Genomic DNA, 18,511 nt, shown 5'->3' on the forward strand with positions numbered 1-18,511 from the left:
AGAAAAGGAGGCAAAAAAGGAGGCACAAAAAAGCAAATCCTTTGTAAATCAATTAGTTAGAAGGGTTAATTGTGGTCCCACCTGGGCTCGAACCAGGGACCCTCTGATTATGAGTCAGATGCTCTAACCGGCTGAGCTATGGGACCAAAATTCAATTAAGAATTATAAATTAAGAATTAAAAATTAAAATCTGATACTTCAATCAGATTCCGGTAAATGGCTGGGCTCTAACCAGGGACCCTGGCGCTTTGGGCGCCATGCTCTAACCGGCTGAGCAATGGGACCAAAATTCAATTAAGAATTATAAATTAAGAATTAAAAATTAAAAATCTGATACTTCAATCAGATTCCGGTAAATGGCTGGGCTCTAACCAGGGACCCTGGCGCTTTGGGCGCCATGCTCTAACCGGCTGAGCTATGGAACCAAAAATCAATTAAGAATTAAAAATTATTGGAGCGCAGCGTAAATCCCGCGTACTGGCGGGAAGAATTAAAAATCTGATACGTTAATCAGAATCCGGTAAAATACTGGGCTCTAACCGGCAGAGCCATGTATACATTTCTTTTCCGGACTGCCCGGTTTGAAATGAGTCGGCAAATTTACATATTTGTAGGTTCTAAGCTAAGGAATGCTCAAAAATATCATCTTCGATTTTGGTAATGTGCTGGTAAACCTGGACGAACAGGCTACCATGGAAGCACTTATGGCGGTTTTAGATCCTGAAAAAATGGCCGATTTCTTTGAAATGGCCCTTTTCCCATTTGAAAAAGGGCAAATCTCAGAAGAAGCTTTTTTTAACCGTCTGCAAAGACGCTCAAAGCAAATACTCGAAGGGGAATATTATTACAGTGCCTGGAATCAAATGATCCTTGATTTTCCGGAGAACAGAATCCAGATGTTGCGTAAACTTCGATCAAAATACCGGCTATTGCTGATGAGCAATATAAATATTACCCACCTGAGGTATATCAAGAGAATGCTTCAATTGCATGATCAAAGTCCTGAATTTGAAACCTTGTTTGATAAGGTGTACCTGTCTTTTGAATGTGGAATGCGCAAACCTGAACTTGAATTTTTCCAATTCATACTTCAACAAGAACATCTAATTGCTGATGAATGTTTGTTTATTGACGATCGGCAAGAAAATATTGATGCTGCAATTCAATTAGGAATTCATACTCATCTTCACAATCCTGCTGATGAAATAGCACGTTCCATTCATTCCATTTTGTAATCAAAGATGTATTCCACAAAAGATAAAGTACTCAAACAACTTCAACACTACTGTGCATACCAGGATCGCAGCCAAATGGAAGTTGAGCAAAAATTAAAACAATTGCGCGTAGATCCGGAATACACTGATGAGATATTTCTTGAATTATTAAAGGACGGATTTATAAATGAAGAGCGATTTGCTAAATCGTATGCCCGAGGAAAATTTAGAATCCATCACTGGGGAAAAATTAAAATAACAACCTATCTTAAAGCTAAACGAATCGGGGAACCTTTATTATCCATAGCACTCAACGAGATTGATCCGGATGAATATTACGAGCAACTGAAAATTCAACTCCAAAAAATTTATTCCACTTATAAAAACAAATCAAAAGCTATAAATAATCTAATTTCTAAAGGTTATGAACTTGATTTAATTTATCAGGCAGCAGATGATTTGAAATTGAAAGCAGAATGAGGAAAATGCTGCAAAGGTTCAATTTTCCAATGCTACAATGTGAGGAAGTCTATAGATTGGAAGTCTATAGAGAATAAGTCTATAGTCTTTAGGAAATGCTACTATGATTCATTGTTCAAATTTTCAAAGGATAAGTAATAATTAATTACAGGATTGCAGAATTTAGCCATTGCAGCATTTTATTATTGCAGCACTTTCTTTGGCAAATCCCCTCTAGACCTCGGCGGGACGCCGTCGGTAACTAATTTTATAGTTAGTTTTATTTACTAAAATTGAACCATTGCAGGTTTGAACCATTATAGAATTTCCCATCAGACTTCATTCCTTAATTTTCTTTAGTAGCAAATCCCCTCTGACCTTGGCGTGACGCCGTCGGTAACTAGTTATATAGTTAGTTTTATTTGTTAAAATTGAACCATTGCAGGTTTGAACCATTGTAGAATTTCTCTAAAGACTTCCTTTCTATAGACTATAGACCATTACAACAAACTACTCTGTTTAAAATCATTTTTTTCCGGATAGTCTGTGGTGTAATGCAAGCCCCTGCTTTCTTTGCGCATGCTTGCAGATCGAGTTACTAAATAACCAATGGTAATCAAATTTCGTAACTCACAGAGTGCAGCGGATAAGGTAGTGGTATTATATAAATCCTCAGCTTCCTCATACAATAAATGCAAACGGTTAAGAGCACGATCAATCCGGACATTGCTCCTGACGATACCCACATAGTAAGACATCACTTCTTTGAGTTCTTTGATACTTTGTGTAATCAAGATCAATTCTTTTGGATGAGCGGTACCCGTAGCATCCCACTCTGGAATTTTATAATTTATTTTAAGTTGAGAGATTTCTTGTGCAATCGCTTCGGCAATGCGATATGCAAAAACAACAGCCTCCAGTAAAGAATTTGATGCCAAACGATTTGCACCATGCAAACCGGTACAGGTAGACTCACCGCAGGCATACAAATGGTTTATCGAACTTCTACCAAATGCATCTACTTTGATTCCCCCGCACATATAGTGGCATGCAGGCACAACAGGAATCATTTGTTTCATAGGATCGATCCCAATGCTTACGCATTTTTCATAAATCGTTGGAAAATGATTGACAAATTCTTCTTTGTCTAAATGTCGGCAGTCCAGACAAACAAAATCTTCTCCACGTGCTTTTAGTTCGCTATCGATGGCTCTTGCTACAATGTCTCTGGGAGCTAAGGAAAGTCGATCATCGTATTTGTGCATAAATTCCTGTCCATCTTTGGTTTTAAGAATTCCTCCAAAACCACGCACCGCTTCTGAAATCAGAAAAGCTGGATTTTCACCGGCTGCCTGGTACAAGGCGGTCGGATGAAATTGTACAAATTCCATATTTTCAACATGCCCTTTAGCACGATACAACATGGCAATTCCATCGCCGGTAGCAATAATTGGGTTGGTAGTCGTTTTATAGATTTGGCCTGCACCGCCGGTTGCGAGTACAGTAATTTTTGCCAAATGGGTTTCGACTTCCAGGTTTTGGAGATTGAGTAAATAAGCTCCATAGCATTCAATGTCGGGCATGATGCGCGTTACATTATACCCTAAATGGTGTTGAGTAATGACATCAATGGCATAATAATGTTCGAGAAGAATTACATTTGGAAAACTGGCTGCTTTTTCTAACAGCGCCCGTTCTATTTCTGCACCCGTCAAGTCCCGATAATGTAAAATTCGTTTTTCCGAATGCCCCCCTTCCCGTGCCAGATCATAATCTTTATCATTTGGTACCTTATCAAAACGGGCACCCCAGTCAATCAATTCCTGAACCCGTTGCGGACCTTCTTCGACAACGATTTTTACAATCGATTCATCTGAAAGATCATCGCCCGCATCCATGGTATCCAAAATATGTTTTTGAAAATCATCTTTGATGCGATCCCAAACAGCTGCAATTCCTCCTTGCGCATAGCGTGTATTGCATTCTTCCTGAGTTGTTTTACTTACAACCCGGATTACCAATTCTGGATTCTTTTCAGCTAATTGAATGGCAGTACTTAATCCGGCAATTCCGCTTCCTAATATTAAAACGTCTGATTGAATCAAAATTTATACATTAAGATACAAAGGTAAGATTAAAATAATCTTAGCAAACTGAATTCAAAGAAACCAAACTATTTTTTAAAAAAATAAAGAGAAGAGATTAATATAGAAAACTCATTAAGAAACAAGGGAAATTAATCAACTAAAAATTTTTCAATACCACTGCTGTTCTTAGTTCTATAGCGTAAAAAGTAAATTCCAGCTTGAAGGGTACTGATATCTATTTCACGAATTGATTGCCCCTGTAAGTTAATTATTGAATTTCCTTCCAAATTTATTATATCGATATGTTCAATATGGGTATCATTCAAATTTTTAATATAAATTTTAGAATGTGCAGGGGATGGATTTATTTCTAATTTCTCTGATGCAGAAACGTATTTTGTTGAAACCATTAATGAATCGCAATTACTGTTTTTTTCTGAACCCAATCGAAAATTTGGGTAGTAAGGCATTGAAAATGTATTTTGAAATAATAGTGGTAATGCATGTTGTATTACATTGCAATTTTTACCTAATAAATCAGGGTATTCAATTATAGTTAAATTAAATATTGGGAGCCTTCCAGTAATGTATATTTTACCATTTGGAGCCAACTGGGCTGTAAAAAAAACCGTAGGACCATAAATGTCCTGATATCCATCATAAGTTGCTACCACCACATCAGAATTTTTAATATCGCTGACCCACAGATCGTACTGATGAATTTTTTCTCGTGAAATAACATACATAAACCTGGAATTGGGAGAAATAGCAACTCCGGCGGTATGATCTTGTGGTATATCTGAATATTGCCAGGATCTATGATTTGTATAATGCCCTGTACAACGATTAAAATCAAAGAGATGTATTTCACTTTGATTCAACTTATAATTATTCGTATTTATTGCAAAAAACCGGCCATCCGGACTAAATACACCCTGTCCTTCTGCTTCGGGTATTTTGTAAGATAAAGAATCAAAATGATGAATTTTAGGTCCTTCGGGAGACATCAAATAGACTTGCAAAGAGTCGTTACAGGGATTTATTGCAAACCACCAATCCCGTCCATTGGCATGGCGGCAAGCTGCTAGGCTACCCCTCTTAAATGGTCCCCTTCCAATTATTTTATTTTTAAAAATAACTTTACCCAATCCATTATTGGCTTTGATATCAATTTTTGTATGGTATAAAAAGGAACCTATGCAATCTTTCCATTTACCACCCTGATATTCTTGTTGCATGTGAATCAAATCAACTTCTTCATTTTCTTTTCCTGGGCTAAATACACTAAAAAATGAATTGAGTGATGGATAGCCTTCCTTACTAAAATCTTTTTGAACTTGACCTGGATTAATATCATTGCCATTTTCCATAATATCCAATTCCTTATTATAAATATGAATTCCATTTGAAAAGTAGATAAGTTTTGAATCCAAACTTATACTAGAGACACAGCTTGCAAAATTTATGAATTTTCTAATATAGAAATGTTCAAGTTCATTACCATTAAAATATAAGAATTCAGTTCCAAAAGTATCAACTCCAATTGGAAATTCGTTTTTTTTACCAATTGGCCAAATGTTATCTTGAGATAATAAAAGTACAGTATTAAATAACCAATATATGGTTAAAATAATATTCAATCCAATATACCTCATTTATACTACTTATAATTTAAAAACAACTTGAAAAATTTTGAGTCTTTTAAATTCTTAACTATTACAAAATTGCTTGGGACTGAATTTAATTTAGACATTAATTGATCCAGATTGTAATTACCTATGTAAATTAATTTGCCATCAATAGTGTAAATTTCAACTGGAGTGTTTTCAATTAAATTTTGGCTATCTAGAAAGTTGTTAAATATTTTATTTTCTTTAAATCCCGCATGTTTAAATTTAGCAATTTCCACAGGTTCGAAACATGCATTTTGAGAAGGGACAATGCTATCTCCAAAAAAGTTCAATATATTGGCGGCATTGTAAACCAATTCACCATAAGCCACTGTACAAAGACTGGAAATAATTGTTAATGTATCAATTTCGGCCGATTCTATATATAGGCTATCTCTATCAATAATTGAGCTCAAAATCTCATAATATTGTTTGTAACGGAATGCCCAAATAGAAGCTGGACTAAATGAACTAATTTGGCTTTGTAAAGTGACAATATTGGTTTCGAAATCGGTTGTTGCATTTATTAAACTGGTATCAGCACTGTATTTTAATTCCAATAAATGATTCCAATTCGTTTCACAATAAATAGAATCCAATTTTAAAGGTCGCTCCGCTAATTTCTCTGAAAGAGTATCACTAAAATGTAAGTATTCAGATTGAAAAGTTTCATATATATTCCAAAATGTATTTGCAAATAACAATTTACTGATTTCATATTTAATTTCAGACAATTGATACAATTCTGAGTTTATATTTTCATGAACGTAATTTAATATAGGGGTATCATTCAAATAAATTGTGGAGTCGGTCAAATAATTATAGAACAGATTGAAACGGACTTGATTGGCTTGATCAATTCCAAATGTATCATTAAAATTATCCGTAACAACAAAACTATCAAGATTTAAAAATTTATTTATCTTATTCGGAACCCAACTTATATCACAATTTGAACCTAAATAGCTTGAACATTCTGTAATATTTGCAGAGTTAATAATATCAAACCACCCTGATTTATTTACATTTATTGGGTGGATGGGGCTTGAACTATTTTGGACAGTAAATTTTGAACTAAGATAATTTGAATTATTCCCTTCAGCTTTAGCTCCATTAGATCCATTTTGCAACCAAGTGTTGTTACTGTAATATTGCGGACCAATAATGCCAAATTCACCCAAGTAAAGTCCTTCATAATTTAAACCAGCTTTTATTTCAGTTCCTTTGAGCTCAGCAGTTGACATTTCATCAAAAGTGACCCCTTTTTTAGCTTGATTAATAGTATTGCAACAAAATTTATTGTAGCTTCCTGCTTTAGTATTTAGACCATTTGCATATAAATTTGTACTTGAAATTGTATTGCCTTTTATTAAAGAGTTTACACTATTAACTAATCTAATGCAGGACCAAGGATCAAACGGTGCATTGCTAGCATATAAGGGGTTTGCATAGATTGTATTTCCTTCAATTAAAGTGGAATGTGCCCCTTCAACAACAATACCATTATGATTGCCAATAATTGTATTATTCTTTATTTCGATTGAATTAGTAGCTGTTATATTTCTTATGTAAATGCCCGATGGATCACTATTTACCGGATTATAATAACCGATTTGATTATCATTATGAATTTTAGTGAATCCGCTTACAGAATTTCCAAAATTGAAAACATTAATACCGATCAGTCCAAATGCATTATTACTCATTCCAAAAGTGTTCTTCCAAATATTAAAGGCATTCGATGCTAGCTTACCTTTTTTACTGGTAATATTTATACCATATTTGCAATTTTGGAAATCATTACCGCTTGAATTAAGATACGAATCAAAACTATTAATTCCTGTACTTGACATTCCATTTAAATAAAAAGTGGACGTTTTAACAAATGCAATTGAGTTTGATTCAGAAAAGATACCAGTTATGCAATTTGTAAAATCACTACCTAATATTGTGGCATTTGTTGAAGCCAGACTTCTAATGCCGGTACGATATCCGCTAAATTCACATCCATAAATAGTAATAAGTGAATTATTGGCATAAATTGCAATTGTTCCGTTTGTATTTTGAAGTTGACTATTATTAATGTGAAAATCAGAATTATAAATTGAAATATTATTAAATTGATGATTTGATACAGAAATGGCTCTTCTGCAATCTATAAATTCGCATTGTGTTACAGACAATTTAAATTCTTGAGGGAGTCCTTGAAAAATGGCTGCAGTCGTACTAGTACCTGCATTTTCAAAATAACATAAACTAAAATCGATATTTAATTGTTCATTTAAATTTGAAATATGAATTCCATTCCAATTAGTACTTTCAGCAATAAAACAACAATTTTTAAAGGATGCATTATAATAAAGCCATAAATTTCCTGTGGTTGAAAAAGTAAATGTTACATTGTCTACCGAAATTGCATAATCATTTGACAAAGTGCCATTTGTAACATATACTTTTGCATTATTTAAATTTGAAGGTATTCCTACAGTGGAAAAGTCAACTACACCCCCTCCACAGTCAATCTCGAAATCATACCCGTCAGACAAATCACAAGTTGTATAAGTTTGTGATTTAAGTTCAGATAATATTAAAAGCAGTAAAGAATTAATTAGAGTTAATTTTAATAACTTCTTAAAGTGTTTATGTGCGTATGTACGTATGTACGTGTGGACGTGTGGACGTGTATTTTCATTTTAGAAATAATTTATTATTTACCAAATTTAATGTAATTATTTTGATTACCAAATATTTTAACATATTTATTTTTTGCTAATATGAATTTTAATGGGATGAATCTCCAAATTAATATGAATTAAAAACTAAAATGGAGTAAGTCAACTATACTAAGTTTTAAGGCATCCAAAACATATATTAATAATTTTAAAATATCTTTACAGCTCCTTATTAACTTAAATTGGATTCAATTACATGATTCGCCTCACTGAAGCCGTTAAACACCTGATCATTATCAATGTCATCTTATTTTTAGCTGCTTCGACCTTGATGGGAGATTACAAGTATTTTTTATACCTGTTTTATCCAGAAAGTCCAATGTTTAGGCCCTGGCAGCCGATTACTCACATGTTTATGCATGGGAATATCAATCACATCCTGTTTAACATGCTGACCTTGTTTTTTATTGGTCCGATGATGGAAAATGATTTGGGGACGAAACGGTTTTTGTCATATTACCTGGCTTGTGGATTGGGAGGTGCGATTTTGCATATCCTTTCTAAGTTCATTTTGATCCATTATTTTGGAAATGTAGAAGAAATGAACATTCCGGTAGTTGGAGCTTCCGGAGCTATCAATGGCTTGTTTATCGGATTGGCCTATTTGTATCCCAATTTACCGATGAGTTTGATGTTCATTCCCATTCCGATTAAAGCAAAATATCTGGCCCTGTTTTTTATTGGCGGAGATTTAATCTGGGGACTTAGCGGTTACAATACCGGTATAGCCCATTATGCGCACTTGGGTGGTGCTCTATTTGGATTTTTAATGCTCCATTATTGGCGAAAAAAATGGTAACCCATGTTTGATTCCATTTATAAGGATCTCAACTATCGGATTCGAACTGGAGGTTTCTGGTTGCGGGTGATTGTATTGTGTACCTTGGTTTTTATTGCAATCAATTTATTGAAAGGCTATTTCAGTTTTTCCAATTCGGGTTTTCCCGGGGAAGTCTATTATGACATTATCAACAGCATCAGTTTGTCATCTGACATTTGGCATAATATCAAATTTCCCTGGGTGTGGATTACTCATGTATTCGTGCACGAAGGCTTTTTTCATTTGCTTTGGAATATGCTGTGGCTATACAGCTTATCCACCATTGTGGAGGATCTGATTGGTCGAAAACGGGCCATCATTATATTTTTTGAAGCGGCGATTTTTGGTGGTTTGTTTTTCTTGTTAAGTACTCTCGTGTTGCCGTGGTATCAAGGCATTGAAATACATGCACAGGGGGCTTCTGCAGCGGTTATCGGACTCTTGTTTGCAGCTGCTACCATTTCACCAGATTACGGAATCCGATTGTTACTGATAGGAAACATACCTATAAAATATCTGGCCTTGGCTGTATTGATTTTGGATTTAGTGTTTGCCAGTCAAAACAACAACAGTGGTGGACATTTTGCACATATTGGAGGTGCATTTTGGGGATGGGCGTACATCAATTTACTTCGAAAAGGAGTTGCTATGGATAGCTGGTTGGACCTCTTTTCAAAAAGTGCGAGCAAGATGCAACAGAAAAGACCTCCTGTTCAAAAGCGTACTCAATTTAAGCCGACAATTTCAAAAGAAGAAAAGATGAATGCCATTTTGGATAAAATTAGATTGCAAGGCATTGAAAAATTAAGTCAGGAAGAAAAAGAATTTTTGGATCAATTTGGTAAAGACTAAGCGATGCTGCGGTTTTTGTTATCCGTCAACATTGTCTGGTCTGTACTTTGCGTTATTTGCTATTTTATTGTAGGCCTGGATCCTGCACGATTCTGGTTGTTTTCAATCAGCAGTTTATTCATACCAGCACTGTTTTTAATTAATATTTTATTTGTTCTATTTTGGGTAGTTTTTCAAATAAAAAATAGCTGGCTTCCCATACTTACTTTATTAATTGGATGGACTTGTTGGCAAAAGATGTTTGCTTTTGGTGAAGAATCTTCTAATAAAAAATGCAAACAAGAAGCCATTTCTGTAATGAGCTACAATGTATATGGATTAAAGCAATTGAAAGACACCTCCAGTTCAAAAATGCAAATCAAAAAAGCAAAATTTACTGCTTTTATTCGAGAACATGAACCCGATATTTTGTGTGTACAGGAGAATAATTTTTTCTCAGATGATATTATAAACAAAACTGGATTGTATCCCTACTTTCATTACTTAATTCAACACGGTGCAGCAATTTACTCACGCTTTCCAATACTTGACAAAGGGCTGGTTGAATTTGGAACTAAAACCAACAGCTGTCTGTGGGTAGATTTATTAGTACAAGGTAGAAAGTTACGGGTGTACAGTGTGCATTTGCAAAGTAACCGGATTGCAAAAGAGCTGGAGCAAATTACCGATGATGAAGATGACAAAAACAGTGAAAAAATCAGTACGCTTCGGAAAATGTTTCGTAAATATAAAAACACTGCAATTGTTCGTTCAAAGCAAGCTCGTATGTTGAAAGAACATGCGGCACAATCTCCTTATCCCTGTTTGATTGCGGGTGATTTTAACGACACTCCGTTTTCCTATAGTTATAAACTCCTGGTCCAGGGACGCACAGACAGTTTTCTAAAATGTGGCAATGGACTTGGAACAACTTACATCGGGGCACTACCGGGTTTGCGAATAGATTTTATAATAGGGGACACCGATAAGGTTCAGTTTTGTACCCATCGGGTTTTACACACGTCTTATTCTGATCACAATCCAATACTGGTAAAGAGTTTTATCAAATGGTAGCAATGGGAATGGATTAAAAATAGGATTCCAATGACTATCCTGGAATGACATTCTTGTAAAAAAAAAAGGCCCTAAAAAGGGCCTTAATATTATTAACTAGAAAAATTTACTTCGATAATCTTTAACCGGATTCTTTTTTTGCAATGCTTTCATGAGATAACTCATGGCCACATTTTTAGCCGGATGTACATAGAATGCACGGAATGGATCTAAATTTGGTTCAACGGGTGGAATTACTTTTTTATTTAATTTGCAAATGAAAACTCCCTTTTCTCCCATAATAGGTTGTGAAGTTTGTCCTTCGCTTAGTTTTGAGCAGTTTGATACAACTTTTGATTCTTCCCCAAGATTGGTGATGTAACCACTAAATGGAGAAATATCTTTTGCTGTATCTATGGTATATACATAGCCGCCAAGACCCATCGTTAAATCAGCAATTTGTCCAACTTTTTCTTTAATTTTTTCAAATTTTTTGCGCTTTATGATATCACCCTTTAATTGTTCCTTATAAGGTTCATAGGATGCGATTCCTTTAGCTTGGATTTGAGATAAGGCAACGATTAAATATTTGTTGATGTATTTTTTCTGTTCTTCCTGTAAGCTATAAACTTCTGTACTGACATCCCCGACCTTAGTATCTTTAGCATAAGCCCAGCGCACCATTTCTCTGGATGTATTGTTTGAGTTTTGACCTAATTTAGGAATTTGATACGAGTTTAAAAATAAATTACCAGCCAACTCCATGGTATATTTTCCACCTTCTTTTATAGCCTTTTCTAAACTTTCAAGATTCCGATTGGTTTGAATCAGGTTTTGTGCTTCATCATAAATGGAGTTGGTGATGGTTTCCCCAGGTAATATGGATTCTCCAATTACAGCAAGATGAATTGCATTTTTATTTGTAGTAAAACGCGTATCGGTAACTTGAATTAAATGGACTCCAAATTGTGTAAGAATGGTTTTGATTTCACCTTTATTTAAACTGTAAAATATTGCATCATTATAAGGTTTAACCATTCTACCCAGTGCAACCATACCAAGATCTCCACCTTTAACGGCAGATCCCTGGTCTTGACTGAATTTCATAGCCAAAGAATCAAAACGTGCTTTTCCGGTTTTAACTAAATTCCCCAGACTGTCTAATAAACGAACAGCAGAAACATATTGCTCCCGGGTTTTAACCTGAATTAATATATGACTTGACTTTACAGAATCTGGAATTACTTTTTTATCCAACACTTTTGCAATCCGGTATTCACCATTATCTATATAAGGACCATAAACAGAACCATTTGGAAATTTGTAAATCGTATCTCTTAATGCGGGACTTAATTCAGCTTGTGTTAAATAAGCATCATTCCAGGTTCCTAAATTGCTTACCACAAAGCTTGAATCATTCGTACTGGTTTTAAATCCTTCTATTTTTGATTCAACGGCAGTTTTAGCAAGACTGGAATCTTCAGCAGTTGGAATTATATCTAATACCACGTATTTTAAAGAACGAGTTTCTTCATCTGTTTTAAGGATGGATTTTTTAGTATTGACTTCTTCTAAATAATCTGATTCCTCAATTTTTATCTCTTCATCTGGAATCGCCTGATAAGGGATAATTGCATAATTAAAATCCAAGCGGAAATTACTTTCAAATTGATTCCGTTCGATGGCAAAATTAGGCATGAACAAAGATTTGGAAACGAGGGCCCCCAATTTATTATACATACGGTCTTTAATGACTTCTTTTTCCTGAACCAGCCAGAAATCGCGGAGACGGGGATCCAAATTTTCATCTTCGATTCCTTGTTTGAAGGTATTTAATTGCTCACGGTTTATTTGACCTGTGTTGGGATCTTTAAAATTTCTTTGAATTACTGGGGACAAGTTATACCCAAATTCAAGTTCTTTAATTTCCGCAGGACTGACTCCAATTCCATTGTAACCAGCCTCTTTATCTAAAATGGCCTTTTCAACAAATTGGTTCCACATATAATCTTTTCGACCAAAGTAGTCAACTTCAGAGTTGGCATACAACACCCGCTCGGTGTTTTGAAACTCAGCCCAACTTAAAGTTTGTCCGGCAACCTTGCCAACGGTATCCGGATTATTAAAAAGGCTTGCGGATCCCCCGGAGGACATATCCATAACAATAAATCCGACCAAAGCGAGCGCCATCAGGACAGTTACGACCCAAAGTCTTTTGCGGATACTGGTAATCATTCCCATAATCTATAGTTAACTTATTTAATATCAAATAGTTATAAATAAAAAACAGCCCAACAAGGGCTATTCAAAAGGATTGCAAAGGTAATAGGATTCCGTTTTATTTTCAATCTTAAGGGCTGAAAATTAGAACTTTAGTTTAAATAGGTCGAATTGGTAAATTTCAGAATAGGAAGTCTTGGCTGTAAAACTCAATAAAAAGGCCTTTATGCGTTTTCAATAATGAAATAAGCGCATTCAATAAATTAGCGAATAATAAGCGCATAAAGTTGGTGATAATTTCACCAGGATGTTTTTGCTTTGAGCTACTATTTGAGAACAACCCATGCATGGCTATTCAAATCGCAGGCGTCCAACTGCGTGAGTAAGGATTATTTCTAATACCTAAATACTAACTATGAAACAACACCTATTTTTATTAGCGGTATGCAGCGGCATTTTATGGAGTGCTTGTCAAAATGAAACCGAAGAACACATTTCAACGAGTTCTGCACTGAGTGCAGCAGCAGTACCTTACAGATTGCTTGGAGGCAATACCTATTTGGTTTTATTAAAAGAATCTGGAATGGCACAGGATCTTATTTATGTATTTCGGAATCACGAAAACAATTCAATCAATCAAACGATACATGCAGTTGCTGTAACTGAATTCCAGGATGGATTGGATGTTTTAAAATCTGACGGTTCCCATTTAATATTATCCACACGTGCAGATATCCCTGCGAATTATCATGGCTATAGTTTAGCTACATTGAGTGGATCTGTAAATCAGGAGCGATTTTATCGGAATGGTTTACCAAATTCAAACCCTGATGTTGATGCCGTTAAATGCGGTTGCAAAACCTTACCACAAAAAGAAACCTGCGATTCAGGCGGTATGGGCGCAACAGATTGTTCGGTCGAAGTTTCCGGAACCGTCGCAGGATCCGGTGTGACAGAGCGTTGCAGTGTAAAATGCGGAGAAGGGACCTACGCTTGTTGTAAAAAATAATTTTAATAGGACCTTCTAACAAACTGACAATTTATTGTAGAATTTTTTATAGCAATTCTGATATTCATTTAGTGAGTGTTCAGGTATAAATTATTTAAAATTTTCTTCAATGGTTTTAGAGATCCTTTCATCTATTAAATGGTATCATCATGAGAGTAATTTTATTTCTTTTTTGTTTTGTAGGGATGTTTTTAATGGCATCCTGTGACAAATCTAATAATTCATTGACATTAAAAACATCGGAACGTGCGAGTGCTTTGCTTTATGCTTTGATTGAAAAGTCGGACCATGTTTTGTTGGTTCCGGGTTTTTATCAGGCAGATAATAAGGTATATATGCTTCGGGGAACTTTTGTTGATCGTGGAATGCAATCGATTTCTGTAAAAAGTGTGAGTGATTTTGGGGATCGGCTGGTTGTGAATTTGATAAACGGGACATCTAAATCGTTTAGCTTACATGCAGGAGCTGATTTTGTTGGTCATAGCCTTGTAACCGTTTCGGATGCAGCTAATCAGTTTGCGTTCTATTCTAATGGCTTGCCAAAGGCAGATCCGGATGTTTCATGGATAAGTTGCACCTGTGTGCAGCAGGGAATTCCGGCAGAATGTGCGAATGGAGGGATTGGATCTTCCAATTGTTCGGTCGATTCAAGATATCAGGTTGTTGGCGGGAATCAAATTGGTTCTAAATGTTCAGTGAACTGTGCTTCGGGATATTATTCTTGTTGTAATAAGTAAGCCCTTGTAACAGACCATCCCCGAACGCCGGGGATGGCTGTTTTTTTATGGAAACTTCTTGATACACGGAATACTTGGGAATTTCTTCAAATGTAGTTGTTGATTTTTTTATAAAATTTATTAAACATCCTATGTGTTGTTTAATTGCTACGTTTTATAAAATCGCAATCATTGGAATGGTGTTTTAATAACTTTCTTACTATTTAAAGTTATCAACTCATTCTTTACATTAAAAAATTAATTTGTTAGAAACTTATTTATATCAGTAAAATTTAAATAAGATAAAGTCTTATAAAAGTTATATTGGAGATTCATTTAATTAATATTAAATTCTAAACGAACCGTGTTGAATTAATTAATTATTCCATTTGGATCGAGGAATTAAAATTAATTTATTAGTTAAAGATTGGTAAGTTAAATGCTTTCAGTCACAATCTTTTTTGAATTAAAAAGATTCATTGTATTGCTTAAGCCGGCAAAGCAAAAACTTAATGCAGCATCTCCAGACAATTTTATTATTTCAGGAAGAAAATTTAATTCCTTTTCGTTCCATTTCCCCAATACGTAATCGACCTGTTTGCCTTTTTGAGAATTGATTGCCAATTCCAATTCGAAGTCGTGGATATTTATTAGTTGCTAATTTTTCCTGGATATCTTTTAATCCGTTATGACCGCCATCAGTACCTTCTGGTCTAATCCGAATGCTGCCAAAATCTAAATTCAAATCATCCAATATGACAAAGCAATTTTGGAGCTCTATTTTTTCTTTTTCCATCCAAAACTTTAAGGCTTTGCCACTTAAGTTCATGTATGTACTTGGTTTAATTAAAATTAATTTTTTTCCTTTATAAGAAGCTTCGGCAACATGTGCAAGACTGGAAACTTTAAACGTAGCTCCTAATTTAGAGGCTATATAATCCAAAACCTCAAATCCAACATTATGTCTGGTTCCAAAATAGTCTGAATCCATGTTTCCTAAACCTGCAATTAAAAACTTCATATGGACTTTCTTCCTGGTTTGGTTTGTATTTCTTAAAATTGAATTGGAAATTTCGATCAAAATTAAGCGCTTCTGCTTAAGTTGCCAAATTGATTTAGCCTGGTATACGAACTTAGGTATTAAAAAAATTGAATAACTTCTATTTATAAATTCTTAAAACTGTCCAATCAGATGTAGAATTGCCATTTAATTCGGATGAATCAAAACGCAATGATTTTTAATGCGTAGCATTTTATTTAAATATTGGTTCTAATTTATAGGATTCCATCTAGAAACGAGCAACTTTGCAAGATAATTCGCAATTTGAAAATTAAGGAGTTTAAATTATTTATAAAAACATTCCGTCTGCAAAGACTTTGGAATGCAGGCAAGGTATTCATTTCATATTATCTCTCTAATTTTATTAAAAGGCCTATTCACTGGGGACTTCCAATTGCAATCGCTGTTGAACCGACAACAGCTTGTAATTTGCGGTGTCCACAGTGTCCCTCTGGATTGCGGAGTTTCAATCGACCAACCGGAAATCTTAAAATTCAGGAATTTAAAAAATGGCTTGAACCAATAAAGAATAAAGTTTGGGCAGTCACTTTCTATTTTCAGGGGGAGCCCTTTATACACCCGGATGTTGAAGAAGGAATTTCCATTGCACATAAATTTGGTTTGTACACCATGAGTTCTACCAATGGGCATTTTCTGGATAAACAGCGGGCAGAACGAATCATTCAATCCGGTTTAGACCGACTGATCATTTCTTTGGATGGCACCACCCAGGATATCTATGAAATTTATAGAAAGGAAGGCAATTTAGATAAGGTAACAGCTGGAATTCAAAACCTCGTAACCATGAAACGACAATTGAATTCAGCGACTCCGTATGTTATCATACAGTTTATCGTTATGAAATCAAATGAACATCAGATTTCGGATTTAAAAAAACTTGCAGCTTCACTGGGGGTAGATGAACTTAAATTAAAAACGGCCCAAATTTATGATTTTGAAAATGGTTCGGATTTTATTCCAGAATCACAAGTTTATTCCCGTTACCAGAAAAATGAAACAGGCCAATTTCAAATTAAAAATAAATTGAAAAACGGGTGTTGGAAACTTTGGCATGCCCCTGTAATTACCTGGGATGGGCAAGTCGTACCCTGTTGTTTTGATAAAGATGCCAGTCACCCATTGGGAAGTTTGAAAGATGATAATTTTCAAACAATTTGGAATGGGGGCGCTTACAAGAATTTCAGAAAGCAAATTTGGTCCTCCAGAAAATCCGTAGACATTTGTAAGAATTGTACGGAAGGTACACGCGTTTGGATTTGATTAACAGACTGTAAATGAAAGAATTGGCTCATTCTCAGGACTTATTTTAGCATTGATTAAGTCTAAAGACTATATATAAACACCAAGAAATCATAATTATATACATATAAAAAAATTAATTCTTTGATTATTAATCAATTAGAGCCAGTTTTAATTGGTTTATCATTAATTTCTTACGATCTTTGTTAGCTGCTTTTAATACAGGCAGCTACATATTTCAATATTTCAAATACCGGAATTTTATTTGCTTTTACTTAATTGAATTGAGTGAAAACAATATAAATAATTACGGATGGGCTGAAAAACAGGATATTTATGATGCATGGCACGTTTTACAAAGTGATCATACAGGGAAAGTTTGAATTTGGTACTGAACGTTCATTTCAAAAGGTTTATCAACTTTTTAATCAACGCTCAGAGACACTTTATAAGAAAGAAATTCTCTTTAAAACCCCTGAAACAATCTTTTTCCCGGAAGACAAATCCTTAAATATTGGTCGGTTTATCGGCAATTCATCAGAAAAGGTTTGGAAAAACACAATCAGTTTAATTGAATATTGTGCTCAATTTTCACTTTCCGGCAGCATCAATGCCTGGATGACGGATAATGGTAAAATTTTGCATTACTGTCATTTTGAACCATTAGGGGATAAAACCTCTGTGATGCTTTATCAAGAAGGTAAGAAAATGGCTGAACAAATTGGAAAAGAGCAAGAAGCCATTCAATTATTAACAGAAGCAATTGAAAAACACGACCGGCATTCACAAGCTTATGAAAAAAGAGCTTACATCAATTTTCATCTTAAAAATTATGATGATGCCATTTATGATTTCAAAAAGAGCATCAAGTATGATTTTATGAATGCATCCTCGCATTACGGTCTTGCGCGGAGTCTGATGATAAAAAATGATTTGGAAGGAGCCATTTCTGCATTGGAAGAAGCTACCAAGCAATCAATCGCACTGCAACCGCTTTATTGGGCATCGCGTCGCGTAAAGGGGAATTGTCATCTCGAATTGAATCAATTTGAAAAAGCCGCATTTGAATACAAATTATTTATAACCAGGAATTTTCCTGAGAATGATCCAAATCTTAAATACTTGTCTAAGACTTGGTTTAATTATGGGAAGTCGCTATTCGCATTAGGTCAGGTAGATGCTGCATTGGATGCATTTGATAAATCGCTTGAAAAGGCAGAATTAAATCCAGAAACCAATCAAGCTGAAGTGTTTATGCATCGTGGCATGGCTCGTAAAGCAGCAGGAAAGGCCGATTACATTCTCGATCTTCAAAAAGCAGCTGAACTGGGTTCCCAATCAGCCTCGCTTTTATTAGCAGAGCAAGCGTAATTTTTTATA

Annotated in this window: 13 protein-coding genes, 1 tRNA gene and 1 pseudogene; 9 read left to right on the plus strand and 6 right to left on the minus strand. The window is 34.9% G+C overall.

What is annotated here, in order from left to right; all coding sequences use genetic code 11:
- Positions 1–72 precede the first annotated feature (72 nt).
- A tRNA-Ile gene (locus IPK91_11390) sits at positions 73–146 on the minus strand.
- A 483-nt stretch (positions 147–629) separates the two neighbouring features.
- On the opposite strand from IPK91_11390, the gene IPK91_11395 reads away from it, so the two are divergent.
- Complete coding sequence (locus IPK91_11395; GenBank protein ID MBK8297859.1) at positions 630–1,235, plus strand: HAD family phosphatase; 606 nt, start codon at positions 630–632, stop codon at positions 1,233–1,235.
- Positions 1,236–1,241: 6 nt separating this feature from the next.
- Positions 1,242–1,694: a RecX family transcriptional regulator gene (locus IPK91_11400; protein MBK8297860.1), complete on the plus strand. Its 453-nt coding sequence runs from the start codon at positions 1,242–1,244 to the stop codon at positions 1,692–1,694.
- Between the two features lie 479 nt (positions 1,695–2,173).
- Here IPK91_11400 and nadB read toward each other — a convergent pair whose 3' ends face one another.
- The 3 genes from nadB to IPK91_11415 form a co-directional block, all read right to left on the minus strand.
- On the minus strand, positions 2,174–3,778 hold the full coding sequence (nadB, locus tag IPK91_11405) for an L-aspartate oxidase (GenBank protein MBK8297861.1): 1,605 nt from the start codon (positions 3,776–3,778) through the stop codon (positions 2,174–2,176).
- Positions 3,779–3,909: 131 nt separating this feature from the next.
- Complete coding sequence (locus IPK91_11410) at positions 3,910–5,400, minus strand: T9SS type A sorting domain-containing protein (GenBank protein ID MBK8297862.1); 1,491 nt, start codon at positions 5,398–5,400, stop codon at positions 3,910–3,912.
- A gap of 20 nt (positions 5,401–5,420) precedes the next feature.
- Complete coding sequence (locus IPK91_11415) at positions 5,421–7,976, minus strand: hypothetical protein (GenBank protein ID MBK8297863.1); 2,556 nt, start codon at positions 7,974–7,976, stop codon at positions 5,421–5,423.
- 382 nt (positions 7,977–8,358) lie between these two features.
- Between IPK91_11415 and IPK91_11420 the strand changes: the two genes are divergently transcribed.
- The 3 genes from IPK91_11420 to IPK91_11430 are packed head-to-tail and all read left to right on the plus strand — an operon-like array spanning position 8,359 to position 10,887.
- Positions 8,359–8,961: a rhomboid family intramembrane serine protease gene (locus IPK91_11420; GenBank protein ID MBK8297864.1), complete on the plus strand. Its 603-nt coding sequence runs from the start codon at positions 8,359–8,361 to the stop codon at positions 8,959–8,961.
- 3 nt (positions 8,962–8,964) lie between these two features.
- A complete protein-coding gene (locus IPK91_11425; GenBank protein MBK8297865.1) occupies positions 8,965–9,834 on the plus strand; it encodes a rhomboid family intramembrane serine protease in 870 nt (289 codons plus the stop codon).
- Positions 9,835–9,837: 3 nt separating this feature from the next.
- Positions 9,838–10,887: an endonuclease/exonuclease/phosphatase family protein gene (locus tag IPK91_11430; protein ID MBK8297866.1), complete on the plus strand. Its 1,050-nt coding sequence runs from the start codon at positions 9,838–9,840 to the stop codon at positions 10,885–10,887.
- Between the two features lie 96 nt (positions 10,888–10,983).
- Here IPK91_11430 and IPK91_11435 read toward each other — a convergent pair whose 3' ends face one another.
- Positions 10,984–13,101 carry a peptidylprolyl isomerase gene (locus IPK91_11435; protein MBK8297867.1) on the minus strand — a complete coding sequence of 706 codons (2,118 nt, stop codon included), beginning with the start codon at positions 13,099–13,101 and terminating at the stop codon, positions 10,984–10,986.
- Between the two features lie 400 nt (positions 13,102–13,501).
- On the opposite strand from IPK91_11435, the gene IPK91_11440 reads away from it, so the two are divergent.
- Together IPK91_11440 and IPK91_11445 are read left to right on the plus strand one after the other, a co-directional pair.
- On the plus strand, positions 13,502–14,095 hold the full coding sequence (locus IPK91_11440; GenBank protein ID MBK8297868.1) for a hypothetical protein: 594 nt from the start codon (positions 13,502–13,504) through the stop codon (positions 14,093–14,095).
- 149 nt (positions 14,096–14,244) lie between these two features.
- A complete protein-coding gene (locus IPK91_11445) occupies positions 14,245–14,832 on the plus strand; it encodes a hypothetical protein (protein ID MBK8297869.1) in 588 nt (195 codons plus the stop codon).
- 414 nt (positions 14,833–15,246) lie between these two features.
- Here IPK91_11445 and IPK91_11450 read toward each other — a convergent pair.
- A pseudogene (locus IPK91_11450) lies at positions 15,247–15,832 on the minus strand (aminoacyl-tRNA hydrolase).
- Positions 15,833–16,135: 303 nt separating this feature from the next.
- Here IPK91_11450 and IPK91_11455 point away from each other — a divergent pair.
- Together IPK91_11455 and IPK91_11460 are read left to right on the plus strand one after the other, a co-directional pair.
- Positions 16,136–17,152: an SPASM domain-containing protein gene (locus IPK91_11455; GenBank protein ID MBK8297870.1), complete on the plus strand. Its 1,017-nt coding sequence runs from the start codon at positions 16,136–16,138 to the stop codon at positions 17,150–17,152.
- Between the two features lie 315 nt (positions 17,153–17,467).
- Complete coding sequence (locus tag IPK91_11460; protein ID MBK8297871.1) at positions 17,468–18,502, plus strand: tetratricopeptide repeat protein; 1,035 nt, start codon at positions 17,468–17,470, stop codon at positions 18,500–18,502.
- Positions 18,503–18,511: the final 9 nt, after the last annotated feature.

The sequence above is a fragment of the Saprospiraceae bacterium genome, from assembly GCA_016712145.1.
Lineage (GTDB): Bacteria > Bacteroidota > Bacteroidia > Chitinophagales > Saprospiraceae > Vicinibacter.